The sequence below is a fragment of the Brachybacterium ginsengisoli genome, from assembly GCF_002407065.1.
Classification (GTDB): domain Bacteria; phylum Actinomycetota; class Actinomycetes; order Actinomycetales; family Dermabacteraceae; genus Brachybacterium; species Brachybacterium ginsengisoli.
Genome location: NZ_CP023564.1, coordinates 2,988,613 through 3,011,799 on the forward strand (window position 1 = coordinate 2,988,613; position 23,187 = coordinate 3,011,799).

The following is a 23,187-nucleotide window of genomic DNA, read 5'->3' on the forward strand; positions in this document are numbered from 1 at the left end:
GTTCACCGCCCGGACGGCGGCGACCGCCACGGTGGACCGCAGCACCGCGCCCCGCACGAGGAAAGAGGAACGATGACCGACCCGACCCCCTCGCCCCGCTTCCACTGGTTCCTGCCCCCACGCGGGGATGCGATGGCCCCGATGTCGGTGGCGGCCGAGAACGCGGCACCGGCCGAGGCGGCGACGCTGCTGGACTTCCAGACCGAGGTGGCGCGCGCCGCCGAGGACGCAGGGTTCGCCGGAGTGCTCACGCCGGTGGGCATCAACTGCCCGGACCCGTGGCTGGTGTGCTCCGCGGTCGCCGCCCGCACGAGCACCCTCTCGTTCATCGTGGCCCTGCGGCCCTCGCTCGCCTCCGCGACGCTGATCGCCCAGCAGGCCGACACCTTCCGCCGCCTCCACGGCGGCCGCCTGATCCTCAACATCGTCACCGGCGGCAACCCTGCGGAGCAGGCCGGGTACGGCGTGCACGTCCCCCACGACGAGCGCTACGAGATCACCGATGAGTCGCTCCAGGCGATCCGCCCGCTGCTGGACGGCGAGAAGGTCGAGCTCGAGGGCCGCCACCTGCACCTCGTGGGCGCGCAGCTGCCTGAGCCCACCACGCAGCCGGTGCCGATCTTCTTCGGGGGCGCCTCCCCGAAGGCGGTCCAGGTCGCCGCCGAGCAGGCCGACACCTACCTGCTGTGGGGCGAGCCGCTCGCGGACATCGCCGCCCGGATCGGCACCGTCCGGGAGGCGGCGGCCGCCGCGGGTCGGACGCTCTCCTTCGGGCTGCGGATCCACGTCATCTCCCGCGACACCTCCGAGCAGGCATGGCAGGCCGCGGCGGACCTCCAGGCGACCTTCGATCCCGAGTCGGTCGCGGCGGTCCGGGCCCACAAGGCGGCGATGGACTCCGTGGGCCAGGCCAGGATGGACGCCCTGCACGGCGCCCGGCTGCCGCGGGAAGTGCAGGACCTGGTGATCGGCCCGAACCTGTGGTCCGGCATCGGCCTGCTGCGCGAGGGCGTGGGCACCGCGCTGGTCGGCTCGCACGACGAGGTCGCCGACCGCCTCTTGGAGTACGCCGACCTCGGCATCGACGAGTTCATCCTCTCCAGCTTCCCGCACCGCGAGGAGGCCCTGCGCGTGGGCCGGGAGGTCCTTCCCCGCGTGCGCGAGCGCGCCGCCGTCGGCGTCTGAGCCGGAGCTCTCCGTGGGACGGCGTGTCCCCCGCCCGCCCCCGGAGGGCAGGATGGACGCGGACCATCCGCGACGACCTCCCGAGGAGACCCCCATGACCGTCATCGTCACCGCCGTGTTCTACCCCAAGCCCGGCAAGAAGCAGGAGCTGGCCGAGGCCATGCGCCGCGGCATCGAAGCCGTCCACACGGAGGACGGCTGCGAGCTCTACGCGATCCACGACGCCGAGGACGGCACCATCACGATGATCGAGAAGTGGTCCTCGGAGGAGGCGCTGGACACCCACGGCGACAGCGACCAGGTCAAGATCCTGCGCGCCGACGTCGCCGACCTGGTCGAGAAGCCCGGCCTGGTCACCCGCATGACCCCGATCCCCCTGGGCACCGACGCCCAGGGCAGCCTCTGAGGCGGGATCTTCCGCTCACAGCGGAGGCCCCGGCGGGTCGTGCCCGGGCGGCGTAGCGTCGCCCCATGACCACGCTGGAGCCCCTGCTGCGCGAGCTGCTCGGCCAGGCGCTGCGCTCCCGACGCCGGGAGCACGGCCGCACCCTGGCCGATGTCGCCGCGCAGGCGGGGGTGAGCATGCAGCACCTCTCGGACGTCGAGCGCGGCCGCAAGGACGCCTCGAGCGAGATGCTCGCCGCGATCTGCGGGGCGCTCGGGCTGAGCGTCGCCCAGCTGATGGCGGCCGCGGCTCAGCTCCCCGCCCGGCCCGTCCTGCTCGACCTCACGCGCACACCGGAGATCGGGAGCAGGACGGTCCGGCAGGCCGGCGCCCTGCACGGCGGCGTCATGCTGTCGGCCGCCTGAGCAGGATCTCGTCGGCCAACCCGTACTCCACGGCCCCGGCCGCGTCGAGCACCCGCTCGCGCTCGAGATCCGCCCGCACCTGCGCGGGCTCCCGCCCCGTCGCCTCGGCCAGCAGCTGCTCGAGCTGCCCGCGCACCCGCGCCACCTCCTCGGTCGCGAGGATCAGGTCGGGCACCGCGCCGCGTCCGCTCGCCTCGAGCGGCCGCAGCACCACCCGCGAGTGGGGAAGCACGGCGCGCAGGCCGGGCGTCCCCGCGCCGAGCAGCAGCACTGGGGCGGCGACGACCTGACCCACGCAGGTCACCGCGACCGGACAGCGCACATAGTCGAGCGCGTCATGGATCGCGAGCACGGACTGCACGTCCCCGCCCTCGGAGTTGAGGTAGATCTGGATCGGGGCGTCGCGGGACTCGTTCTCCAGGTGCAGCACCTGGGCGATGACGGTGTTGGCCACGCCGTCGTCCACCGCGGTGCCGAGGTAGACGATGCGGTCGGTGAGCAGGCGGGAGAAGATGTCCGCCGTCCGCTCGCCGCCGCCGGTGGTGCGCTCGATGACGCTGGGGATCGTGTAGCTGCTCATCGGCCGAGCCCCGTCCGTCGGCCGGCCGGCGCCAGCGGCAGGATCTGGCCGAGGTCCGTGATCACCTGGTCGCAGAACCCGTAGGCGACGGCATCCTGGGCGGACCAGAACCGGTCCCGCTCGGAATCCCGCGCGATGGTCTCGCGGGGCTGCCCCGTCCGCACGGCGGTGATGTCGATGAGCAGATCGCGGTTCGCGCGCAGGTCCTCGGCCTGGATCTCGATGTCCGCCGCGGAGCCGCCGAAGCCGGACGATCCCTGGTGCATCAGCACCCGCCCGTGCGGGAGGATGCCGCGCTTGCCGGGCGTGCCGTGGGTGAGCAGGTACTGGCCGGCGCTGTAGGCCATGCCCAGCGCCACCGTGCGCACATCGCACGGGACCAGGTCCATGAGGTCGCCGATGGCGAGCATGGCGGGCACCAGCCCGCCGGGCGAGCTGATCAGCAGGGTGATGTCGCTGGTGGGATCCTCGGCGGCCAGGAGCAGCAGGCCGGCGCTGAGCTGGGCGCCGTTGTCCTGGTCCAGCTCGCGGTCCAGCAGGAGCACCCGCTGGTGGAGCAGTCCGAGGGCGGTGCGGTCGACGAGGGCGGGCGGTGATGCGGCGGTGGTGGTCATGCCCCGAGTCTCCGCGCGCTCCGCCGCGCCGTCGCCCGTCTCCGCCGTGCGCTGATCAGCTCCCGGCAGAGGCCCCTCGGGAGCGGCCCACGGGTAGACTTCCCGGCACGCCGACGGTGCAGGCCCCGGGCATGGAACGGAGCAGCTCCGCCCGGCGGCAGCGCGTCGACCGACGCGCGCCGTCCCCGCCTGGGCCGCAGCGCCCCGGCCGTCCCCGAGGATGCCTCATGAGCACAACGACCACGGCACCGAGCGGGTTCAGTCCGCGCGTGGCCCTGCAGAAGGTCGGCACGTCCCTGTCGAACATGGTGATGCCGAACATCCCGGCGCTGATCGCGTGGGGAATCCTCACCGCGTTCTTCATCCCCGACGGCTGGACGCCGAACGAGCCGCTGGCCAGTGCCGTCGGCCCGATGATCCACTACCTGCTGCCGCTGCTGATCGCGAACACCGGCGGCCGCATGATCTACGAGGCGCGCGGCGCCGTGGTCGGCGTCATCGCCACCATGGGCGTGATCGCCGGCTCGGACTGGCTGATCGCCCAGGACAACGCCGCCGCGCTCCAGGAGTGGGTCGAGGGAGGCAACGCGGAGTCGGCCTTCACGGAGCTGCCCCAGGTCCACATGTTCATCGGCGCGATGATCATGGCCCCGCTCGCCGCCTGGGTGATGAAGAAGCTCGACGCGCTGTGGTCGAACCACATCCCCGCGGGCTTCGAGATGCTCGTGAACATGTTCTCCGCCGGCATCTTCGGCTTCATCGCCCTGGTGGCCGGGTTCTTCGGCCTCGCGCCGCTCGTGAACGCCCTGATGTCGCTGCTGGCCGACGGCGTGGCCGCGCTGATCAACGCGCATCTGCTGCCGCTGGTCTCGATCCTCATCGAGCCGGCGAAGGTCTTCTTCCTCAACAACGCCATCAACCACGGCGTGCTCACCCCGCTGGGCATCGCGGATGCCGGCACCAACGGCAAGTCCGTGCTCTTCCTGCTCGAGTCGAACCCCGGCCCGGGCGTCGGCATCCTGCTCGCCTACACGTTCTTCGGCCGCGGCGCCGCCCGCGCCTCGGCCCCCGGTGCCGCGATCATCCAGTTCTTCGGCGGCATCCACGAGATCTACTTCCCCTACGTGCTCATGAAGCCGATCCTGATCCTCGCCGCGATCGGCGGCGGCATGGCCGGCGTGGCGGTGAACGTCGCCTTCGGCACCGGGCTGCAGGCCCCCGCCGCCCCCGGATCGATCGTCGCGATCTTCGCCGTCGCCGCCCGGGACTCCTACCTGGGCATCGCCCTCGCGGTGCTCGCCGCGGCAGGCGTCAGCTTCGCCCTCTCCGCCCTGTTCCTCAAGATCGGCAAGCAGGACGACGGCGACATCGCCGCCGCCACCGCCAAGATGGAGCAGATGAAGGGCAAGAAGTCCTCCGTCGCCGGCGCCCTGACCGGCGCGGGCGCCGCCGCTGCGGCCGACGGCTCCGACCACACCGGCCCGATCTCGAAGATCGTCTTCGCCTGCGACGCCGGCATGGGCTCCTCCGCGATGGGCGCCACGGTGCTGCGCAAGAAGGTGCGCGCCGCCGGCTTCGAGGACGTCGAGGTCACCAACAAGGCGATCTCCTCGCTGAACGACGAATGGGACGTGGTGGTGACCCAGAAGGAGCTCACCGACCGCGCCCGCCAGCGCACCGGCTCGGCCGTGCACGTCAGCGTGGACCAGTTCATGAACTCGCCCCGCTACGACGAGGTCGTGGAGCTCGTGGAGACCCGCAACGGCACCGCCGGCGCCGCGGCAGCACCGGCGGCGACGACGTCAGAGGTCGCCGGGGCCCCCGGCGACTCGATCCTCTCCCCCGCCTCCATCGTCCTGTCCGGCACCGCGAGCGACTCCGCCTCCGGCATCGACGAGGCCGGCGCCCTGCTGGTCGCCGCCGGCGCCGTGGACCAGGGCTACGTCAGCGCCATGCATGACCGCGAGGCCACGGTCTCGACGTTCATGGGCAACGGCCTGGCGATCCCCCACGGCACCAACGAGGCCAAGTCCAGCATCCAGCGCTCGGCGATGTCCATCGTGCGCTACCCGGACGGCATCGACTGGAACGGCAACCCGACCACCTTCGTGATCGGCATCGCCGGCGTGGGCAATGAGCACCTCGAGCTGCTGCAGAAGGTCGCGATGACCTTCTCGGACCCCGCCCAGGTGCAGCGGCTCGAGAACGCGACCACCACCGAGGAGATCCTCGAGATCCTCGGCGATTCGAAGGAGTGAGGACACCATGAAGGCAGTGCATTTCGGGGCCGGGAACATCGGCCGCGGCTTCGTGGGGCTGCTGCTCCACGAGGCCGGGTACGAGGTCGTGTTCTCCGACGTCGCCGCGGCGCTCGTGGAGCAGCTGCAGCAGGCGGACTCCTACACGGTCTCCACCGTCGGCCAGAACCCCACCACCACCGTCGTGGACGGGTTCCGGGCGCTGAACTCGGCGCAGGATCCGGACTCCCTCACCGAGGAGATCGCCTCGGCGGAGATGGTCACCACCGCGGTGGGAGCGAACATCCTGCGCTTCGTCGCGCCGAACATCGCCGCCGGGATCGCGGCCCGCCCGGCCGGGGCTCCCCCGCTCGCGGTGCTCGCCTGCGAGAACGCGATCAACGCGACGGATCTGCTCGAGCAGGAGATCCGCGCGAACTACCAGGGCGACGACCTCGAGGAGAAGGCCGTGTTCGCCAACACCGCCGTGGACCGCATCGTGCCGGTCCAGGCCGAGGGCGCCGGGTTGGACGTCACCGTCGAGGACTTCTTCGAGTGGGCCGTCGAGCGCGGACCCTTCGACGGCCACGAGCCGGAGGTCCCGGGTATCACCTGGGTCGACGACCTCGAGCCGTACATCGAGCGGAAGCTCTTCACGGTCAACACCGGCCACGCCACCACCGCCTGGCACGGCTGGGCCGCCGGCCACGCCACGATCGCCGAGGCGATCGCGGACCCGGCGGTCTCCGCGCAGGTCGAGGCCGTGCTCGGTGAGACCTCCTCGCTGCTCATCGCCCAGCACGGGTTCTCCGAGGAGGAGATGGCCGCCTATCGCACCAAGGTGCTCGCGCGCTTCGCGAACACCGCGCTGCCGGATCCGGTGGAGCGGGTGGGCCGCGGCCCGCTGCGCAAGCTCTCGCGCCACGACCGGATCGTGGGCCCGGCGGCCTCGCTCGCCGAGCAGGGCATGGCGCACGAGGCCCTGCTGTCCGCCTTCGCGGCGGCGCTGGCCTTCACCCCGGAGGGCGACGAGGAGGTGGCGCGGCTGCAGGAGCTGCTGCGCACCGCCGACGCGGACGCCGCCACCGCGGAGATCACAGGCCTCTCCCCGGACCATCCTCTTCATCCCGAGGTGCGCACGCTGATCGCCGCGCGCACGGCGGACTGACAGGCAGGACCCACCCCGCCGTCAGCGGCGGGCGGTATATTCCCCTCACACGACGTGATTCCACGAAAGGCACACACCATGGCAGAGCGCACCGTCAAGATCGCCAGCGCCTCCGGGCTCCACGCCCGCCCGGCAGGCATCTTCGCCCAGGCCGCCGCAGAGCAGCCGGCGACCGTCACCATCGAGAAGCAGGGCGGCAGCGCCGTGCAGGCCTCCAGCATGCTCATGCTGATGACCCTCGGCGCCGGCAACGGCGACGAGGTCACCCTGCGGGCCGAGGGCGAGGGGGCCGAGGAGTCGGTCAACGCCCTGGCGGATCTGCTGGAGAAGGATCTCGACGCCGAGGCGTGAGCATCAGCTGACGCTCCACGACGAAGGGCGCCCCACCGGTCATCGGTGGGGCGCCCTTCGTGGTTCCGGGGATCAGTCGGTCACAGACCCAGCTCCCCCAGGATCGGCAGCCCGGCGCGGACGGCGCTGATGGCGTCCTCCGCGGTGCGGGCGGCGACGGCCTTCGCGGCGAGCTCCTGGGCCTGCTCGAGGGTCACGGTGGAGAGGACCTTCGCGACCGCCGGCAGGGAGCGCGGGGTCATCGACAGGCTGTTCACGCCGAGCCCCACCAGCACCACCGCGAGCCCGGGGTCGCCGGCGGCCTCGCCGCACACGCCGACGGGCTTGTTCGCGCTCTCGCCGAACGCCTCGGGGTCGCCTCCGGCGACGCGGGCGCCGTCGCAGGTCGCCTTGACGAGCGCGAGCACCGAGGGCTGCCACGGGTTGTTCAGATGGGCGAGCGAGCCGAGCTGGCGATCCGCGGCCATCGTGTACTGGGTGAGGTCGTTCGTGCCGATCGAGGCGAAGTCGCAGGCCGTGAGGTGACGGTCCGCGGTGATCGCGGCGGCGGGGGTCTCGACCATGATCCCGGCGGGCTCGAGGCCGCGCTCGCGGCACAGCGCCACGAAGTCCTCGGTCTCGGTGACGGTCGCGATCATCGGCGCCATCACCCACGGCGTCGCCTCGGAGGTCTTCGCGGCCGCGGCGATCGCGTCGAGCTGGTTGGTGAGCACCGAGCGCTTCTCCCAGGAGGTGCGGTACGCGCGCACGCCGAGGGCCGGGTTGGGCTCGTCGGCGTCGGTGAGGAAGGGCAGCGGCTTGTCCGCGCCCGCGTCGATCGTGCGCACCACGACCTTCTTGCCCGCCAGGTGCGCGAAGGTCTCCACGTAGGCGGCGGTCTGCTCCTCGACGCTCGGCTCGTCCTCGCGGTCCAGGAACAGGAACTCGGTGCGGAACAGGCCCACCCCGTCGGCGTTCGCCGCGGCGGCCTTCTCGGCGTCCTGGGCGCCGCCGATGTTGGCCAGCAGCTGCACGCGGGTGCCGTCCTGCAGGACCCCTCCCCCGCCCTCGTAGGTCAGCGGGTTGCGCTGCAGCTCGGCCCAGGCCTCGGCGAAGCGATGGTGCTCATCGGTGACCTCGTCGGTGATGGTGCCGAGCCCGGCGTCGACGAACACCTCGGTGCCGTCGGAGAACTCGTGGATGCTCTTGGCCGCGACGATCGCGGGCAGGCCCAGCTGGCGGGCCAGGATCGCCGTGTGCGACTGCGGACCGCCGTCGGAGGTGATCAGGGCGATCACGCGCTCGGGGTCCAGGGTCGCGGTGTCCGCGGGGGCGAGGTCGATCGCGGTGAGCACGAAGGGCTCGTCGACCTCCGGGATGCCGGGGGCCTGCTCGCCGCGCAGCTCGGCGACGATGCGGGCGCGCACGTCGCGCACATCGGTGGCGCGCTCGGCCATGTAGCCGCCGAGGCCCTCGAGCATCGAGGCGACCTGGTCACCGGCCTCCCAGACGGCGCGCTCGGCGGTCTTGCCGCCGGAGACGACGAAGCCCTGCGCGGTCTGGGTCAGCGAGGGATCCGCCGCCATCTGCGCCGTGGCCTGGAGGATGTTCCTGCCGTCACCGGTGGCGCGCTCGGCGAGGCGCGTGAGCGTGGCCTGCACGGCGGAGGCCGCCGCGGGGATCCGCTCGGACTCGGCGCCGCGGTCAGCACCCTCGGGCAGTACCTCCTCGGCCGACGGCTCGGCGACCGGGGGCGCCATCTCGCGGATCGTGCCGATCACACGACCGGGGCTGACCGCCACACCTGTGTACTGAGCCATCGATGCCATCTCCTCTGCCGCGCCGGATGCGTCTCGTCGCGCACATCGTACGCGTCACGGGGTGACACACGGCTCGACGCGGGCCCCGCCCCGGAGGAGACTCCCGTCATGAACATCACCACCGCACCCCCGGCCGCCTGGCAGGAGTTCCGCGACCGCCGGGACCACGACCTCGCCGCACCGCACGGGATCCTCGCCCAGGTGGGCCTGCACTGGGTCGATCCCGAGGCCGGTGAGCAGCGATTCGACGGCCTCCCCGGCCTGTGGCGGATCACCGGCGACCGGCTCGAGGTGACCTGGGAGGCCGAGGCCCTCACCCTGCTCGTCGGCGCCGACGAGGTCGAGCTCTCCGAGGAGGGCGGGAGGCGTCGGGCCGTGGTCCTCACCGAGGGGGACGTGCGCCTGGCGAGCTTCGCCGAGGACGTGCAGATCGACGTGATCCGTCGCGGCGGACGCACCGGGCTGCGCGTGCTGGACCCGTCGGCGCCGCGCCGCACCGGATTCACCGGCGTGCCCACCCATCCCTACGATCCCGCGCTCGTGCTCACCGGCACCTTCCGTGCGGATCCCGCGGAGGTGACCGTGGGGTCCGTCCTGCCCTGGCTCTCCCAGCACCTGCCCTCGCCGGGCGTCGTGACCGTGGAGCTCGACGGGGACGCGATCGACCTGGTGCTGACAGGCACCTCGTCGGCCCTGTTCACGGACGAGACCTCGGGCACCGAGAGTGCGGACTGGCGCGTGGTGGACGTCGACCTCGACGGCGACAGCGCCCGGGTGGACCTCAACCGGGCCGTGAACTTCCCGGCCGCGTTCAGCGCCTGGGCGACCTGCCCGCGGCCGCCGGAGGGCAACCATCTCCCGGTCCCGGTCCGCGCCGGGGAACGGCGGGTCGAGCGCACCGAGCGGTGAGCGGAGGGTGCGGGATTCGAACCCGCGGTACAGGATCGCTGCACATTGGTTTTCAAGACCAACTCATTCGGCCGCTCTGACAACCCTCCTCGTGCCCGGAGGCACCCCGGGAGTCTAGCGCGAGGTGGCAGGGCTCCCCGGCACGGCGCATAGGGTGGGCGGACCTGCCCCCGAGGGAGAGGACGCCGAGATGCGTGCCGTACTGATCGAGTCCGAGGGCGCGGCCCCGCGCCTGGTCGAGGACGCCGACGAATCGCTGCTGACGGGCGACGTCGAGCTGGACGTCCTGACCTCGTCCATGAACTACAAGGACGCCCTGGCCCTGGCCGGGAAGGGCATCGCCCGCAGCCATCCGCTGATTCCCGGCATCGACCTGGTGGGCCGGGTGACCGACTCCGCCGACGAGCGCTTCTCCGCCGGGGACCTCGTGGTCCTCACCGGCGACGGCATCGGCGAGTCCCGTCACGGAGGCTTCGCGACCCGCGCCCGGGTGCGCCCCGATGCCCTGGTGCGCCTGCCCGTGGACCTCTCCCCCGAGCGCGCCGCCGCGATCGGCACCGCAGGGTTCACCGCGATGCTCTCCGTGCTGCGTCTGGAGGACGCCGGGCTCACTCCCGACGACGGCGACGTGCTGGTCACGGGCGCCTCGGGCGGCGCCGGATCGATCGCGGTCGCGCTGCTGGCCGGTCGCGGGCACCGGGTGCTCGCCTCCACCGGCCGGGTCGAGGAGAACGGCGAGTACCTGCGGGAGCTCGGCGCCGCCGAGGTGCTGGACCGCCGCGAGCTCTCCGAGGAGCCGGGCCGACCGCTGCAGTCCCAGCGCTTCGCCGCGGCGATCGACGCGGTGGGCAGCACCACGCTCGCCAACGTGCTCGCGCAGACCGTGAGGGGCGGCACCGTCGCCGCCTTCGGCCTCGCCCAGGGCCCGGACCTGCCCACCACGGTGCTGCCCTTCATCCTGCGCGGCGTGACCCTCGCCGGGGTGGACTCGGTGGAGTGCCCGTTGCCGCTGCGCGAGCGGGCCTGGGACGCTCTGAGCAGGGAGCTCGACGTCGACCTGCTGGACGCGATGACCACGAGCATCGGGCTCTCGGAGGTGATCGACCACGCCCCGTCGGTCCTCGCCGGGCAGGTGCGCGGCCGCACCGTGGTGGAGGTGGCCCAGTGAGCATGCGCGCGATGACCATCACCGAGGACCACCGCCTCGAGCTCGCCGAGCTGCCCGAGCCCGTCCCCGCGCCCGGTGAGGTGCTGGTCGACGTGGTCGCCGCGGGCGTGAACCGCGCCGACGTCGCACAGACCGCCGGCCAGTACCCGCCGCCGCCCGGCGCCTCGGAGCTGCCGGGCCTGGAGGTCTCCGGCCGTCGCCGCGACACCGGCGAGGAGGTCGTCGCGCTGCTCGCCGGGGGCGGCTACGCCGAGGTGGTCGCGGTGCCCGAGGGCCAGCTCCTGCCGGTCCCGGAGGGCGTGGACCTGGTGGAGGCGGCCGGGGTGGTCGAGGTGGCGGCGACCGTGGTCTCCAACCTCGTGCTCGAGGCCGGTCTCGCCGAGGGCGAGACGGTGCTGATCCACGGCGGCACCGGCGGCATCGGTACGGTCGCGATCCAGCTCGCCCGCCATCTCGGCGCTCGCGTGCTCACCACGGTCGGCTCCGACGAGGCGATCCCGACGGTGCGGGAGCTGGGCGCGGACAGGGCCTGGAACCGCCGCACCACCGACCTGCTCGAGGCCGTGCGGGAGACCGGCGGCGCGGACGTGATCCTGGACGTGGTGGGCGGCCCGACGCTCGGCGGCAACGTGAGGATGCTGCGCGAGCACGGCCGCCTGGTCATCATCGGCACCCTCGGAGGTGCCAGCGGCGAGCTGCCGATCGGGCTGCTCATGGGCCGGCGCGGCCGGGTCATCGGCACCACGCTGCGCTCGCGGCCGACGGAGGGCAAGCGCGAGATCCTCGAGGCGACCCGGGCCCTGGCCTGGCCGCTGTTCAGCGCCGGCGAGCTGCGCATCCCGATCCATGCCCGTCTCCCGCTCGAGCAGGCGGCGGAGGCTCACGCGATCCTGCACGAGGGCGGTCACCTGGGCAAGGTGATCCTGGAGGTCGAGGAATCAGCCGGCGGGCACCGTCGCGGGAGGCACCGCAGCGGCCGGTGACGATGTCGACGACAGCCGAGGTGGCCCTATCCGGACCGGCGGGCGAGCCACCGACGGTGTCCGTCGATCGCAGCCCTGGCGGGCGGGCGGAGAACCGTGACGGGGTCGCCGAGGGCGAAGGGATTCTCCCCGCGGAACAGCGCCCTCCGGTCCGAGGTGGGCCATGCCGTGACCCGTGTGCCCGGCGGGTGCCGCAGCACGACGACCACGGCACCCGTGGCCCAGTAGCCGCTGTCCTGCTCGATCACGGCGATCTCCTCCCACCGGAGGCGGAGAGTGCTGAAGGACCTGACGATCGTGATGCCCTTGTCATCGACGATGAACTGGCGCCGGGTGGCTGCCACCAGGAAGGAAACACAGAACAGCACGGTGACCAGGCAGAGCAGAGCACCCAGCACACCGGCGACGGAGTCCAGGGTGAGCAACATCGCCCCGCCACCGAGCACGAGCAGCAGGGGAATCCCCATGAGGCACCCCAGGCTTCCGCGAACCCACCCCGTCCTGATCGCCCGGTACCTCATCTGCTCGCGCTCCTCCGCCCTTCCCGATCGTGGGGCCACCTGGGCAGGGTGATGCGCTGATCAGCCCAGCAGCTGCTCCAGCACCAGCACGGTGCCGTCCTCGTAGACGGAGTCGGTGACGACGTCCGCCACGTCCTTCACGCCCTGCGGCGCCTGGCCCATGGCCACGCCCACGCCGGCCCAGGCGAGCATCTCGGTGTCGTTGAAGCCGTCGCCGACGGCGACGGTCCGCTCGGCGTCGATCCCGAGCGTCTCCCGCAGCTCCTCGAGGGCGCTGGCCTTGGAGATCCCGGGGGCCGCCATGTCGAGCCAGGCGGTCCAGCCGATGGAGTACTCGACCCCGTGGACCCCGGACTCGGCGATGACCTTGCTGAACTCCTGCGGGGACAGGTCCGGCACGTGCACCACGACGCGCACCGCCTCGAGCTCCATGAGCTCGTCGAGATCGCTCTCGATCGCGTGGACGCCGAAGCTCGAGTCCTGGAACCCTGCGGTGGAGCGGAAGGCCCCGTCGCTCATCTCGACCGCGTAGTGGGCATCCGGCGCGACCTCGCGCAGGGTGCGCAGGGCGTGGCCGGGCTGGAAGGAGCGGGTGGCGATGATGCGGTGGCCGTCCTCGAGGGCGGGATCCATCTCGACCGTGACCGCCCCGTTGGAGCAGACCGCGTAGCCGCGCGTGATCCCGGCGGCCTCGACGATCGGCAGGGTCGCGCCGAGCGAGCGACCGGTCGCGATGACCACGGTGTGCTGCTCGGCGGCGCGCTGCAGCGCCTGGTGCATCCCCGGGGTCATGGCGCCGTCGTGGTCGACGAGGGTGCCGTCCACGTCGAGCCCGATCATCAGGGGCTTGCCCGCGAGTCCCGCGAGGTGCTCCTGGACTCGGGCGCGGGCGGCCTCGTGCTCAGCGGTCGTCGACGGTGCGCTCATGCCCGGCAGTGTGGCATCGGCGGCCGACGAACGGGTGAACCGTCGGTGACGAAGCGCCTCCAGCAGGCGGTGGAGCGGTCGAGGTGCCGGCATCTCAGGCAGCGCCCCCCTGGACCTCGAAGACCTCCCGCCCGCCGAGGTACGGCCGCAGCCCCTCGGGGACGACCACCGATCCGTCGGCCTGCTGGTGGTTCTCCAGGATCGCGGCGATGAAGCGGGTGGTGCCCAGGGTGCCGTTGAGCGTGGCGACCGGGCGCAGGCCGTCCTCCCGGCGCTCGCGGATGTTCAGCCGCCGGGCCTGGAACTGGGTGGTGTTCGAGGTGGAGGTGAGCTCGCGGTAGGTCTCCTGGCTCGGCATCCAGGCCTCGCAGTCGAACTTGCGGGCGGCGGAGGTGCCGAGGTCCCCGGCGGCGGTGTCGATGATGCGGTAGGGCACGTCGATCCGCGCCATCATCTCCCGCTCCCAGTCCAACAGGCGCTCGTGCTCCTCATAGGAGTCCTCGAGGCGGCAGTAGGAGAACATCTCGACCTTGTGGAACTGGTGCACGCGGATGATGCCGCGGGTGTCCTTGCCGTAGCTGCCGGCCTCGCGGCGGTAGCAGGCGCTCCAGCCGGCGTAGCGGATCGGGCCGTCCTCGAGGTCGAGGATCTCGTCACGGTGGTAGCTGGCCAGCGCCACCTCGCTGGTGCCCACGAGGTACAGGTCGTCGCCCTTGTCGAGGTGGTAGACCTCGTCGGCGTGCTCGCCGAGGAAGCCGGTGCCCTCCATCGACTCGGGCAGCACCAGGGTGGGGGTGATCATCGGCGTGAAGCCGGCCTGCGTGGCCTGGTCGATCGCCGAGTTCAGGATCGCGAGCTCGAGCTGGGCGCCGATGCCGCGCAGGAAGTAGAAGCGGGCACCGGAGACCTTCGCACCGCGGGCCATGTCGATCGCCTTGAGGCCCTCGGCGATCTCGAGGTGGTCCTTGACCGGGTGGTCGAAGCGCGGGTTCTCACCCACGGTCTCCCGCAGGACGAAGTCCTCCTCGAGACCCTCGGGAGCGCCGTCGGCGAGGTTCGGGATGGCACGCAGCGCGGTGTCGCGCACGGCGAGCGCCTCGGCGGCCTCGGCCTCGAGCCGCTTGACGTCCGCCGCGAGCTGCTTGACCTCGGCCAGCAGCGCCTGCTTCTCCTCGCCCGTGGCCTGGGCGACCTGCTTGCCGAAGGCCTTCTGCTCGGCGCGCGCGGACTCGAAGGAGGCGGTGGTCTCCCGCCAGTGCACATCGGCCTCGAGCACCGCATCCACGGTGGCGGGGTCTCGACGGCGCGCCCTCTGGGCGTCGCGGACGGCTTCGGGGTTCTCGCGCAGGTGCCGCAGATCGATCATTGGTCCAGGGTACCCGCGCCGCCGGCCGCCAGTACTCTGACGCCATGGACCTCACTCTGTGGCTGGGCATCGTCTCGGTGGTCACCACCGTCGTCACCATCGTGCTGCTGGTCGTCGTGCTGCGACACCTGCGCCGCCACCGCCGGGAGCTGGCCTCGCTCGCGGCCGCCACCGAGCGGCTCGACCACGGCACCGACTCGTCGGAACCGGCGAATCCCGATCAGGAGCCCCAGGCATCCTCGGACCGCCTGCGCCGGGTCGCCGTGGTGCTGAACCCGTCGAAGTTCAAAGGCACCGAGTCCTTCCGCCAGTCCATCACCGAGGTGGTGGAGCGGATGGAGGGCGCCGAGACCGTCTTCTACGAGACCACGATCGACGACCCCGGCAAGGGGCAGACCGAGCGAGCCGTCGCCGAGGGCGCGGACCTCGTGATGGCCGCCGGCGGCGACGGGACCGTGCGCCTGGTCGCCTCGGTCCTCGCCGGCACCGAGGTCCGGATGGGGATCATCCCCGCCGGGACCGGGAACCTGCTGGCCCGCAACGTCGAGGTGCCGCTCGAGGACCCGTCGGCCGCGATGATCGCGGCACTGACGGGTCGGGACCGCCAGGTGGATGTGGGCTGGTTGCGCGTCGGCTCCTCCGACGCCGGGGCTCGCGCCGCCGAACGGCAGATCTTCCTGGTGATCGCCGGGTTCGGGGCCGACGCCGAGATGATCGGCTACACCGATCCCGAGATGAAGAAGCGCATCGGCTGGATCGCGTACGTCTTCGGCGGGATCCGCACCGTGCTGGGCCGCTCGGTCGACGTCGTCGTGCAGCTGCCGGACGAGAGCCGTCACGCCCACAAGGCCCGCACCGTGCTGCTGGGCAACGTGGGCAAGCTCCCCGGCGGCTTCGTGCTGATGCCGGATGCGACGATCGACAACGGGCAGCTCGAGGTGGTCGTCGCGGGCTGGCGCGGCGCGGCCGGGTTCAGCCAGGTCGCCGCGCAGGTCGTGAACCCGAAGCTGGTCCCGAAGGTGGGCCCGAAGCTCTCGACCGTGGAGCGCTACCTCACCACCGGCATCCGCGTCACCACCGCCAAGCCGCAGCCGGTGCAGCTCGACGGCGACACCGACGTGGAGGCCACGCACCTCATCGCCACGGTGGACCCGGGCGTGCTGCGCCTGCGCGTGCCCGCCGAGGGCGAATCGACGGAGGGTCGCGCCGTCAGCCGATGAGCTTCCCGCTGCGGGCGAGCTCCGGGTCGGTGCAGGAGGAGAGGTCGAAGCAGCACGGGCGGCGCTTGCCGTGGCGCATCTTGTCGATCGAGACCTCGATGCGGCGGGCACGGGTGTCGGGGTTCCGGGTCGCCCCCACCCAGCGCACCCACTCCCAGCGCGCCATCGGGGTGAGGGACGGCCAGGTCTCCGAGAGGTCGTCGGCGCCCTCGAGCGCGTCGGCGAGGTCCGCGGGGACCTCCGGCTCGGGCCAGGCCTTCGTGGGTGTGAGGGTGAACTCGACCTCCGCGCCCTCGACCAGGTCGAGCGCCGCGCACAGCTCCTCGTCGATCCGCAGCCAGTGCCCCTTGCGACCGTCGGGCTCGACGACCATGGTCAGCTCGTGACCGTTCAGCACGGCCTCGACGGCGACCTGCCCGCGGGAGGGCAGCTCGGCGCTGGCCTCTTCGGGCAGGACCACGATCAGCCGCTCCTCGATCCTGCTGACGGTGGAGCGGCCGTGGACGGGGGTGCCTGTCGATCTCATCGCGCGGTGGTCGGGTCGCCGGGCGTGACCATGGCCTCGAGGCGGTCGAACCAGTCGTGGGCCTCGTCGTACGCGTCGTCGGCGAAGTCCTCGCGGACCTCGGCGCGCTGGCCGTCGACCCGCGGATACGAGCCGAGGTAGTGCACCACCGGGCAGAGCCGGTGGAGCGAGCGCAGCGCTGCCGCGACGCGGCGGTCCTCGATGTGCCCCTCGAGGTCGAGGGAGAAGGAGTACCGGCCCAGGAAGTCGCCGACGGGGCGGGACTCGATGCGGGAGAGGTTCACGCCGTTCGAGGCGAGGATCTCGAGCGCCTCGAGCAGCGCGCCGGAGCGGTTGTGGGGCAGCTGGATGACCACGGTGGTCTTGTCCGCGCCGGTGCGGGCCGGGATGCGGCCCTCGCGGGTGACGAGCACGAAGCGGGTGATCGCGCCGTCGTAGTCCTCGATCCCCTCGGCGAGGACGGTGAGGCCGAAGTGCTCGGCGGCGAGCGGGGAGCAGACCGCGGCCCGGCCGAGCACCTCCGCCGGATCCGCCTCCGCGAGGTCGCGGGCGGCGGCCGCGGTCGACGAGGCGGCGGCGACGTGCGCGCCGGGCACGTTCTGGCGCAGCCAGCCCTGGACCTGCGCCTGGGCATGGGGGTGGGAGGAGACCGTGGTCAGCTCCTCCAGCGGCGTCGCCTCCCGTGCGGCGAGCACGAAGGTGATCTGCACGGTCTGCTCGGCGACGATCGTGATGGAGTCCGTCGCGGCGAGGACGTCGAGGGTGCCGGAGACACCGCCCTCGACGGAGTTCTCGATCGGTGCCATGAGGGCGTCGATGTCCCCGGCGAGCAGATCGGTGGCGGCGGTGGCGACGGAGGAGAAGGGCACCATCTCCCGCACAGGGGTGGACTCCTCGGGCAGCGCCTCGAGGGCCTGCAGAAGTGCCTGGTGGGTGAAGGTCGTCTCGGGACCGAGGAATCCATACCGCATGGTGGAAGGGTACTCGGGGAGCTCAGGCGAGGGGACGGGGTCCATCGCCGATCCAGTATCGTCGCTTGCCCTCGCGGATGTCCTCGAGAGTCCCGCCTGCCCGCTCTATGGTGCGGCGGGAGCCGGTGTTGTCCTCGTCGCAGGTGATCAGCACGGGATCGATGCCGGCGGTGCGCGCCAGCTCGAGGCCGAGCTCCAGAGCGGCGGTGGCCACGCCCTGCCTGCGGGCCGAGGGGCGCACCGAGTAGCCGATGTGCCCGCCCTGCTCGAGCAGGAAGGGAGTGAGGCGGTGGCGGACGGCGAGGAAGCCGAGCATCTCATCGTTCTCGGCGTCGAGGATCCAGCGGCTCGTGCAGTGCACCCAGCCGTCGAGCAGCTCGGTGGCCGGGTCCTCCTCGGCGAGGCGGGTGGTGATGAAGTCGATGACGTCGCCGTCGGCGGTCGGGGGCCGCTGTGGGTCGCGGATGCCGGATCCGTCCAGGGCAGTTCCGGCGAAGTCCGCGATGGCGTCGAGATACGCAGAGCGGAGGCCGACGGACGGCGGGACGAGGCGGACGGTGCGCGGCATCGGGCCATGATCCCACGGGGACGAGCTCAGAACGGCGGGTCGATGTCCCAGCGTGCCCGATGATCGAACTCCTCGGGGTCCTCGATCTCGAGGTCGACGGGGCCCCACTCCTGCATGATCCGGGCCGCCTCGCCGCAGCGCTCCATCTCCTCCATCATGCTCAGCCATCGGTAGTGCTCCCAGGACTCGGTCATGGCGGCGGCGATGCGGGGCGTGGCGAGATCAAGGCGTGGTGGCACGGTGGTGCGGACGAGGGGTGGGGAGCCGACGGTCCAGGTGGTGGAGCCGTCGGGTTCTCGGACCGGGTCGATGCGCCTCGCGGTCTTGAAGTCGTGATGACCCCAGTGCAGCCGGTGGAGGTTGTCGAGGCTGGTGGGTCCGCCACGTTCGGGGTGTTCGTGGTCGAACTCCTCGATGTGGTCGTTCTCCGCGCCATCGGTGGTGCCCTTCGTGCAGCCGGGGACGGCGCAGCGAGGAGTGGTCAGGCGCAGGTGCTCGACCATCTCGGGGCTGGGGCGATAGCGCTGGGCGGGGAGCTCGAGGAACCTGCCGGTGAGCGGGTCGGTGAACACCCGGTGCCAGACGGGCTCGGTCTCGGCGAGCGCACGGGACATCGCCGCGGGCAGCGGGGTGATGCCGTCGTACGTGGCGGGGGTGTCGTCCAGGCCCATGAGGGTGAGCACGGGGATCACGACGTTGACGCGGTGGCGGGGAGCGGGCACCTCGACCCCGGCGGTGTCGAGCAGGGTGCGGTGGATGATCGCGTAGCGCAGGGCGGCCTGCGACATGGTCGTGCCGTCGCGGGCGACGTCTCCGTCGAGGTCGAAGGGGATCGGCGCGCCCTGTTCGAGGGCGTGGCGCTGCTGGGTCTGGACAGCTCTCGAGGCGGCATCGAGCCGGCGGGCGAGGGAGAGGATCTCGGGGATCGGGCCGGTGATGCGGAGGGAGGCGACACCGTCGTCACGGCCGCTGGACTCCACGGTGACGTCCCGGGAGTGCTCCGGGCACTGGCGCGGCTCCTGACGCTCGCACCAGGCGATCACCTGGCGGAGCTCGTCGCGGAAGCGGTCCGCCGGGATGGAGGCGAGGTCCCATGCGGCGATGCGCCGATCGACCTCCTCGCGCTGGAAGGGCGTCAGATCGCCGACGGCCCTCAGCATCCGCCGGTGCCAGTCCTTCGGCATGTCCCCGGCGGAGAGCCGTTCGAAGGTGCGGGGCATCTCGGTGAACGCCCTGTGCGCCTCGCGGATCCGGGAGGCGGCGGCAGCGGTGGTGGTGCGCAGGGCGATCGCGATGGCGAGACTGCGCTCCTCGCGATCGTCGGCGAGATCCGGATCCTCGTGATCGATCCAGAACGGGGCGAGGTCGAGCAGGTGCCGGGCATGGCGCCGCGACTCCTCGCGCTCGCGCTCCATCATCCGGGTGATCGCGGCGGCGTCGGCGCTGCCGGCCTCGAGGTCTCCGCGCGAGAGCAGGGACTCCGCCGTGAGCGGCGAGCGCGCGCGGACACGGGAGGACGGGCGGGGTGCTGCCACGGTCATCATCTCCACCTCCTCGCGGGGGAATCCAGGCATGAAATGCCTGCAGAAGAACCTCACGGATCATCGTTCTTCAGGTCTCCATTTTATCCCGAGGAACCATTGAAACAAGACATCACCGCAGATGGGGACGGATTTGTGGATAACTCGCAATGGGGAGGAAAGAACACCCGACTCCACCGATCGACGCACAATTCATCCACATTTCCGGGGCGGCCTTGACGCCCCGCCCGAAGACGCCGCGTCAGCCCCGCAGCTCGAGGACCCAGCGCTCCACGGTCCGCGCCCCGTCGGCCGGATGGCGCTCGATCGCGCCCGTCGGCTCCGCGCCGAGACCCCGGGCGAGCGCGCGCGAGGGGTGGTTCGCCGGCGCGATCCGCAGCACCAGGCGGGCGATCCGCGCCTCCGCCCGGGCGCGCTCGACGATCTCGGCGGACAGGGCATGCCCCCATCCCTGACCGCGATGGCGGGCCAGGACCCAGTAGGTCAGCGCCGCCTCGCCGCGCTCGAGGCCCGGATCCAGGAGGTTCAGCCCGCCGCCGCCCACGAGGACGCCCGAGGTGCCGTCCGTCATCGCCGCGTACTCGCGGATCGGCCCATCGGCCCGCCACCGGGCGGCGCGCTCGAGGAAGTCCTCCAAGCTCTGCGCGGTCCAGCGCTCCCCCACGATCTCCCCGGCCAGGGCGGCGTCCTGCTCCGCGAGGATCGCCGCGGCGTGCTCGGGGCCGATCCGCTCGAGCCGGATCACCCGCGCAGGCGCTTCCCCAGGACGGCCTTCTGCTCCGACAGGGCGCCGATCACCTGCCATCCGCGGGCGAGGTAGAGGCGATGCCCGGCGGAGGCCGGGTCCGCATCGGTCTGCAGGAGAGCCCGCTCGTGGTCCAGCCCGTCCAGGAGCGCGTCGTGGAGCGCCCCGCCGATGCCGCTCCCCCGGTGCTCCGGACGGACCGCGAGCTCGACGAACTCGAAGTGCCCGCCGATCCAGCCGTCGCCCGCGTCCCCGAGGGCGGCGCGGACCGTGTCCGACCACCACTGCCCCCGCTCGCCCGTGCACCCCCAGGCGAAGCCGACGAGCCGCCCGTCGATCTCGGCGGTGACCAGGCGGAAGTCGGCGCGGCCTCGATGCTGCTCCCAGAAGCGATTGCGCCAGTCGTCCTCGTCCGCGACGGGCTCGAAGGCGGTGGGCCACAGCTCGAGGATCCGGTCGCGATACGGAGAGGCGGCCTCGGCGTCGTGCCGGAGCACCTCGAGGCTCATTCCGCCGCTCCCCCGCTCTTCCCCGCCAGCACGGCGCGCACCGAGGCGAGGATCTCCACGTCGCGGGCGCCGCGGGCGCGGGCGGCGGCGACCGGTCCGGCGAAGAGGGAGACCAGGCCCGCGTCCACCGGGCCGCCGGACTCGCGCTCGGCGGTCGCTGCCGCGCGCTGCGCCGCCCGCACGGCGCCCGGAGCGATGGTGGTCCCCGCCCCGCGGCGGGTGACGATGATCTGACCCTCCTCGAGGAGCTTGTAGGCGCGGGCGACGGTGCCGGCGGCGAGGCCGAGGTCGGCGGCGTGGGCACGGATCGCGGGCAGCCGGTCCCCCGGTGCCAGCTCGCCGGAGCGGACCTGCTCGACGATCTCGCGACGGACCTGCTCATAGGGCGGTTGTGGAGAGGACATGACGACCACGATAGAGCGTGTGAGAAGCGTGGAGGCCCTGCGCAGGCGCGGCTCGTCGCGCGGGTGCGACCCGTAGCATCGAGGGGTGCTTCCCTCCGCCCCGCCTGCAGTCCCACACACCGGTCGCCGCCCGGCGGCGCTGCTCGTCTCCCTGCTGGGCGCCCTCGGCCTGCTCGCCGCGCTCGCGGTGGTGGCCGCACCGGGCGCGCGGGCCGACGGGCCGACGGAGCCGGTGCGCCTGGTGCTCGCGACCGCGGGCCTGCACTGGGAGGACATCAGCCCGGAGGGGACCCCGAACCTGCAGTGCCTCGCGGACCGCTCCGGCGCCGGCGCGATGAACACCACCTCGACCTCGGTGATCTCCACGAAGCGCCAGGGCATGGAGACTCTGCGCACCGGATACCGGGGACTCGCGGCGGAGGCGCCGCGCACCGCCGGGGTCCCGAACCCTGCGACCGACCAGTGGGAGCAGCTGCCGGTGCCGACGCTCGAGGCCGGGGATCCGTCGGAGGTCGCCGACGGTCTGACCTCGGACGCGATCGTGCTGGTCGACATCGGCTCGGTGCCCGGTCATCACGACGAGCGCCGTGCGAAGGCGCTCAGCCGACTCGACGCGACCGTGGGCGAGGTGCTCGACGCCGCCGGCGGCTGCGATGCGGCGAGGCTGCCCCGCACCCTGCTCGTCTCCGTCGCCGCGACCGACCCCGAGAATCCGGAGGACGTCGAGCAGCCCGGGTCGATGGCCTCGCGGACCGTCGGCCTCCAGGTCGCGACCGACTCCGCCTACCCGGGCGAGGCGCTCACCAGCGGCGCCACCAAGCAGACGGGCGTCGTGGTGCTCACCGACGTGCTGCCCACCATCCTCACCTCCTACGGCGCGACGGCTGACGGGCTGATCCCCGGCCAGCCGTTCCGGGGCACCGACGCCTTCGATCCCGAGCAGCTGGCGCTGGACCGCTCCGAGGCGGCGCGGCTGGTGGACGGGGCGACGGTGCCGGCGCTCGGCTCCTGGTTCGTGCCCGGGGCGATCGGGATCGCGATCCTGCTGATCCCGCCGCTGGCGCGCCGGCCCCGGCTCGCGGCCGTGGGGCGGGCGCTGGCGACGATCGCACCGCTCGCGCTGCCGGTGGGCCTGTTCGCCTCGCTGGTGCCCTGGTGGCGTGCGGACTCCCCCGACCTGGCCCTGACCGGGGTGATCTGGGCCGGTTCGGCGCTGCTGTCCGTGCTGGTGCTCGCCGGTCCGTGGCGACGTCACCGGGCGGGGCCCGTCGGGGTCTCCGCGGCGCTGGTCGCGGTGCTGCTGCTCGGCGAGTCCGCGACCGGCTCGCGGTTCCAGCTGTCCTCGCCGCTGGGCGCGCAGCCGATCTCCGGCGGCCGCTTCTACGGGCTGTCGAACCACCTGTTCGGGATGGTGCTGGCCGCCACGCTCATCGCGCTGCTGTGCCTGTTCACGGTGGTGCGCACCCGGAGGGCGAGGGTGCTGTGGACGGTGGGCGGCGGAGCCGTGGTGGCCGTGGTGTGCGTGTCCCCGTCGATGGGGGCCGACTTCGGCTCGATGCTCACGACCCTGCCGATCTTCGGCCTGCTGGCCGTGCTGGTCTCCGGGATCCGGCTGCGGCCGTGGCATGTGCTCGCGCTCGGCGCGGGCGGGGCGGCAGCGGTGCTCGGCGTCTCGTTCCTGGACTGGCTGCGGCCGCCGGAGGACCGCACGCACCTGGGCCGCTTCATCGACGAGCTGCTCGGCGGGGAGCTGGTCTCCGTGGTGGTGCGCAAGCTGGCGCAGAACATCGGGATGACGTTCGGCTACCCCGTGCTGACCGTGATCATTCTGCTGGCCCTCGCGGCCTCGGTGGCGCTGCTGATGCCGGGCCGGCTGCGCTGGCGGCGGCTGGAGGCGCTGGATGCCGAGCATCCGGTCGCATACCGCGTGCGGGTGGCGCTCGTGGCCGGCACCTGGGCCGGCTACGCGGTCAACGACACGGGTCCGGTGCTGGTGGCGGCGATGGTGGGCGTCTCGCTCGCCTACCTGCCGGCGGTGCTGCCGGCGCCGACGGACCTCGCCCGCTCGCGGGGCTGACGGAGCCG

The 23,187-nt window shown here is 72.6% G+C and carries 24 protein-coding genes and 1 tRNA gene; 11 read left to right on the top strand and 14 right to left on the bottom strand.

The features are described 5' to 3' along the window. Positions 1–72 precede the first annotated feature (72 nt). The 3 genes from CFK41_RS13400 to CFK41_RS13410 all read left to right on the top strand — a co-directional run bounded on the left by CFK41_RS13400 (position 73) and on the right by CFK41_RS13410 (position 1,995). A complete protein-coding gene (locus tag CFK41_RS13400) occupies positions 73–1,185 on the top strand; it encodes an LLM class flavin-dependent oxidoreductase (protein ID WP_096800118.1) in 1,113 nt (370 codons plus the stop codon). Positions 1,186–1,279: 94 nt separating this feature from the next. Further along, a complete protein-coding gene (locus CFK41_RS13405; protein ID WP_096800119.1) occupies positions 1,280–1,591 on the top strand; it encodes a putative quinol monooxygenase in 312 nt (103 codons plus the stop codon). Between the two features lie 65 nt (positions 1,592–1,656). Then, complete coding sequence (locus tag CFK41_RS13410; protein WP_096800120.1) at positions 1,657–1,995, top strand: helix-turn-helix domain-containing protein; 339 nt, start codon at positions 1,657–1,659, stop codon at positions 1,993–1,995. Here the strand turns inward: CFK41_RS13410 and CFK41_RS13415 are convergent. Both CFK41_RS13415 and CFK41_RS13420 read right to left on the bottom strand, forming a co-directional pair. Continuing rightward, a complete protein-coding gene (locus CFK41_RS13415; protein ID WP_096800121.1) occupies positions 1,976–2,575 on the bottom strand; it encodes a ClpP family protease in 600 nt (199 codons plus the stop codon). The genes CFK41_RS13410 and CFK41_RS13415 overlap by 20 nt on opposite strands. Beyond that, positions 2,572–3,189 carry a ClpP family protease gene (locus CFK41_RS13420; protein WP_096800122.1) on the bottom strand — a complete coding sequence of 206 codons (618 nt, stop codon included), beginning with the start codon at positions 3,187–3,189 and terminating at the stop codon, positions 2,572–2,574. Before CFK41_RS13420 ends, CFK41_RS13415 begins: the two co-directional genes overlap by 4 nt. Positions 3,190–3,416: 227 nt before the next feature. On the opposite strand from CFK41_RS13420, the gene CFK41_RS13425 reads away from it, so the two are divergent. From CFK41_RS13425 to CFK41_RS13435, 3 genes are all read left to right on the top strand, one after another. Further along, positions 3,417–5,447: a PTS sugar transporter subunit IIA gene (locus tag CFK41_RS13425; RefSeq protein ID WP_096800123.1), complete on the top strand. Its 2,031-nt coding sequence runs from the start codon at positions 3,417–3,419 to the stop codon at positions 5,445–5,447. Positions 5,448–5,454: 7 nt separating this feature from the next. Next, positions 5,455–6,594 (top strand): mannitol-1-phosphate 5-dehydrogenase, encoded by a 1,140-nt coding sequence (locus CFK41_RS13430; protein WP_096800124.1) that lies wholly within the window; start codon positions 5,455–5,457, stop codon positions 6,592–6,594. A gap of 78 nt (positions 6,595–6,672) precedes the next feature. Further along, positions 6,673–6,945 carry an HPr family phosphocarrier protein gene (locus tag CFK41_RS13435; protein ID WP_096800125.1) on the top strand — a complete coding sequence of 91 codons (273 nt, stop codon included), beginning with the start codon at positions 6,673–6,675 and terminating at the stop codon, positions 6,943–6,945. An 80-nt stretch (positions 6,946–7,025) separates the two neighbouring features. On the opposite strand, the gene ptsP is transcribed toward CFK41_RS13435, so the two are convergent. Beyond that, entirely contained in the window at positions 7,026–8,744 is a 1,719-nt protein-coding gene (ptsP, locus tag CFK41_RS13440) for a phosphoenolpyruvate--protein phosphotransferase (protein WP_096800126.1), read from the bottom strand. Between the two features lie 108 nt (positions 8,745–8,852). Between ptsP and CFK41_RS13445 the strand changes: the two genes are divergently transcribed. Then, the gene (locus tag CFK41_RS13445) at positions 8,853–9,653 is read left to right on the top strand and encodes a DUF1684 domain-containing protein (protein ID WP_096800127.1); all 801 of its coding nucleotides are present in this window, start codon (positions 8,853–8,855) and stop codon (positions 9,651–9,653) included. Position 9,654: 1 nt separating this feature from the next. On the opposite strand, the gene CFK41_RS13450 is transcribed toward CFK41_RS13445, so the two are convergent. Beyond that, a tRNA-Ser gene (locus tag CFK41_RS13450) sits at positions 9,655–9,742 on the bottom strand. 101 nt (positions 9,743–9,843) lie between these two features. On the opposite strand from CFK41_RS13450, the gene CFK41_RS13455 reads away from it, so the two are divergent. After that, positions 9,844–10,821, top strand: a complete 978-nt coding sequence (locus tag CFK41_RS13455) for an MDR family oxidoreductase (RefSeq protein WP_096800128.1) — start codon at positions 9,844–9,846, stop codon at positions 10,819–10,821. Between the two features lie 2 nt (positions 10,822–10,823). Continuing rightward, a complete protein-coding gene (locus CFK41_RS13460; protein WP_151904757.1) occupies positions 10,824–11,804 on the top strand; it encodes an NAD(P)H-quinone oxidoreductase in 981 nt (326 codons plus the stop codon). Positions 11,805–11,830: 26 nt separating this feature from the next. Here CFK41_RS13460 and CFK41_RS13465 read toward each other — a convergent pair whose 3' ends face one another. The 3 genes from CFK41_RS13465 to serS form a co-directional block, all read right to left on the bottom strand. Further along, a complete protein-coding gene (locus tag CFK41_RS13465; protein ID WP_227873082.1) occupies positions 11,831–12,271 on the bottom strand; it encodes a hypothetical protein in 441 nt (146 codons plus the stop codon). Between the two features lie 114 nt (positions 12,272–12,385). Further along, positions 12,386–13,252, bottom strand: a complete 867-nt coding sequence (locus CFK41_RS13470) for an HAD family hydrolase (RefSeq protein WP_096801087.1) — start codon at positions 13,250–13,252, stop codon at positions 12,386–12,388. A 94-nt stretch (positions 13,253–13,346) separates the two neighbouring features. Continuing rightward, positions 13,347–14,618: a serine--tRNA ligase gene (gene serS / locus CFK41_RS13475; protein ID WP_096800131.1), complete on the bottom strand. Its 1,272-nt coding sequence runs from the start codon at positions 14,616–14,618 to the stop codon at positions 13,347–13,349. 44 nt (positions 14,619–14,662) lie between these two features. On the opposite strand from serS, the gene CFK41_RS13480 reads away from it, so the two are divergent. Continuing rightward, positions 14,663–15,838 carry a diacylglycerol/lipid kinase family protein gene (locus CFK41_RS13480; RefSeq protein ID WP_096800132.1) on the top strand — a complete coding sequence of 392 codons (1,176 nt, stop codon included), beginning with the start codon at positions 14,663–14,665 and terminating at the stop codon, positions 15,836–15,838. Here CFK41_RS13480 and CFK41_RS13485 read toward each other — a convergent pair. The 7 genes from CFK41_RS13485 to CFK41_RS13515 form a co-directional block, all read right to left on the bottom strand. Continuing rightward, positions 15,828–16,364, bottom strand: coding sequence for a YdeI/OmpD-associated family protein (locus tag CFK41_RS13485; protein WP_096800133.1), 537 nt, complete (start codon positions 16,362–16,364; stop codon positions 15,828–15,830). The genes CFK41_RS13480 and CFK41_RS13485 overlap by 11 nt on opposite strands. Further along, positions 16,361–17,335, bottom strand: coding sequence for a prephenate dehydratase (pheA, locus tag CFK41_RS13490; RefSeq protein WP_096801088.1), 975 nt, complete (start codon positions 17,333–17,335; stop codon positions 16,361–16,363). Before pheA ends, CFK41_RS13485 begins: the two co-directional genes overlap by 4 nt. A 22-nt stretch (positions 17,336–17,357) precedes the next feature. Then, on the bottom strand, positions 17,358–17,903 hold the full coding sequence (locus CFK41_RS13495) for a GNAT family N-acetyltransferase (RefSeq protein ID WP_096800134.1): 546 nt from the start codon (positions 17,901–17,903) through the stop codon (positions 17,358–17,360). A 26-nt stretch (positions 17,904–17,929) separates the two neighbouring features. Further along, on the bottom strand, positions 17,930–19,477 hold the full coding sequence (locus CFK41_RS13500) for an HNH endonuclease signature motif containing protein (protein WP_227873083.1): 1,548 nt from the start codon (positions 19,475–19,477) through the stop codon (positions 17,930–17,932). Between the two features lie 208 nt (positions 19,478–19,685). Next, the gene (locus CFK41_RS13505; RefSeq protein ID WP_227873084.1) at positions 19,686–20,189 is read right to left on the bottom strand and encodes a GNAT family N-acetyltransferase; all 504 of its coding nucleotides are present in this window, start codon (positions 20,187–20,189) and stop codon (positions 19,686–19,688) included. Further along, positions 20,186–20,698 (bottom strand): GNAT family N-acetyltransferase, encoded by a 513-nt coding sequence (locus CFK41_RS13510; RefSeq protein WP_096800135.1) that lies wholly within the window; start codon positions 20,696–20,698, stop codon positions 20,186–20,188. The genes CFK41_RS13505 and CFK41_RS13510 overlap by 4 nt, the downstream gene beginning before the upstream one ends. Then, positions 20,695–21,102 carry a GntR family transcriptional regulator gene (locus CFK41_RS13515; RefSeq protein WP_096800136.1) on the bottom strand — a complete coding sequence of 136 codons (408 nt, stop codon included), beginning with the start codon at positions 21,100–21,102 and terminating at the stop codon, positions 20,695–20,697. Before CFK41_RS13515 ends, CFK41_RS13510 begins: the two co-directional genes overlap by 4 nt. An 85-nt stretch (positions 21,103–21,187) precedes the next feature. Here CFK41_RS13515 and CFK41_RS13520 point away from each other — a divergent pair, with 85 nt between their 5' ends. Beyond that, complete coding sequence (locus CFK41_RS13520) at positions 21,188–23,179, top strand: hypothetical protein (protein ID WP_227873085.1); 1,992 nt, start codon at positions 21,188–21,190, stop codon at positions 23,177–23,179. The last annotated feature ends 8 nt before the right edge of the window (positions 23,180–23,187 follow it).

Coding starts and splice junctions, on each gene's coding strand:
- CFK41_RS13485 (WP_096800133.1), bottom strand. CDS start 16,364: ATGAGATCGACAGGCACCCCCGTCCACGGCCGCTCCACCGTCAGCAGG.
- CFK41_RS13510 (WP_096800135.1), bottom strand. CDS start 20,698: ATGAGCCTCGAGGTGCTCCGGCACGACGCCGAGGCCGCCTCTCCGTAT.
- CFK41_RS13465 (WP_227873082.1), bottom strand. CDS start 12,271: ATGGGGATTCCCCTGCTGCTCGTGCTCGGTGGCGGGGCGATGTTGCTC.
- CFK41_RS13480 (WP_096800132.1), top strand. CDS start 14,663: ATGGACCTCACTCTGTGGCTGGGCATCGTCTCGGTGGTCACCACCGTC.
- serS (WP_096800131.1), bottom strand. CDS start 14,618: ATGATCGATCTGCGGCACCTGCGCGAGAACCCCGAAGCCGTCCGCGAC.
- CFK41_RS13430 (WP_096800124.1), top strand. CDS start 5,455: ATGAAGGCAGTGCATTTCGGGGCCGGGAACATCGGCCGCGGCTTCGTG.
- CFK41_RS13445 (WP_096800127.1), top strand. CDS start 8,853: ATGAACATCACCACCGCACCCCCGGCCGCCTGGCAGGAGTTCCGCGAC.
- CFK41_RS13495 (WP_096800134.1), bottom strand. CDS start 17,903: ATGCCGCGCACCGTCCGCCTCGTCCCGCCGTCCGTCGGCCTCCGCTCT.
- CFK41_RS13425 (WP_096800123.1), top strand. CDS start 3,417: ATGAGCACAACGACCACGGCACCGAGCGGGTTCAGTCCGCGCGTGGCC.
- CFK41_RS13400 (WP_096800118.1), top strand. CDS start 73: ATGACCGACCCGACCCCCTCGCCCCGCTTCCACTGGTTCCTGCCCCCA.
- pheA (WP_096801088.1), bottom strand. CDS start 17,335: ATGCGGTATGGATTCCTCGGTCCCGAGACGACCTTCACCCACCAGGCA.
- CFK41_RS13500 (WP_227873083.1), bottom strand. CDS start 19,477: ATGCCTGGATTCCCCCGCGAGGAGGTGGAGATGATGACCGTGGCAGCA.
- CFK41_RS13405 (WP_096800119.1), top strand. CDS start 1,280: ATGACCGTCATCGTCACCGCCGTGTTCTACCCCAAGCCCGGCAAGAAG.
- CFK41_RS13515 (WP_096800136.1), bottom strand. CDS start 21,102: ATGTCCTCTCCACAACCGCCCTATGAGCAGGTCCGTCGCGAGATCGTC.
- CFK41_RS13410 (WP_096800120.1), top strand. CDS start 1,657: ATGACCACGCTGGAGCCCCTGCTGCGCGAGCTGCTCGGCCAGGCGCTG.
- CFK41_RS13470 (WP_096801087.1), bottom strand. CDS start 13,252: ATGAGCGCACCGTCGACGACCGCTGAGCACGAGGCCGCCCGCGCCCGA.
- CFK41_RS13420 (WP_096800122.1), bottom strand. CDS start 3,189: ATGACCACCACCGCCGCATCACCGCCCGCCCTCGTCGACCGCACCGCC.
- CFK41_RS13415 (WP_096800121.1), bottom strand. CDS start 2,575: ATGAGCAGCTACACGATCCCCAGCGTCATCGAGCGCACCACCGGCGGC.
- ptsP (WP_096800126.1), bottom strand. CDS start 8,744: ATGGCTCAGTACACAGGTGTGGCGGTCAGCCCCGGTCGTGTGATCGGC.
- CFK41_RS13460 (WP_151904757.1), top strand. CDS start 10,824: ATGCGCGCGATGACCATCACCGAGGACCACCGCCTCGAGCTCGCCGAG.
- CFK41_RS13455 (WP_096800128.1), top strand. CDS start 9,844: ATGCGTGCCGTACTGATCGAGTCCGAGGGCGCGGCCCCGCGCCTGGTC.
- CFK41_RS13435 (WP_096800125.1), top strand. CDS start 6,673: ATGGCAGAGCGCACCGTCAAGATCGCCAGCGCCTCCGGGCTCCACGCC.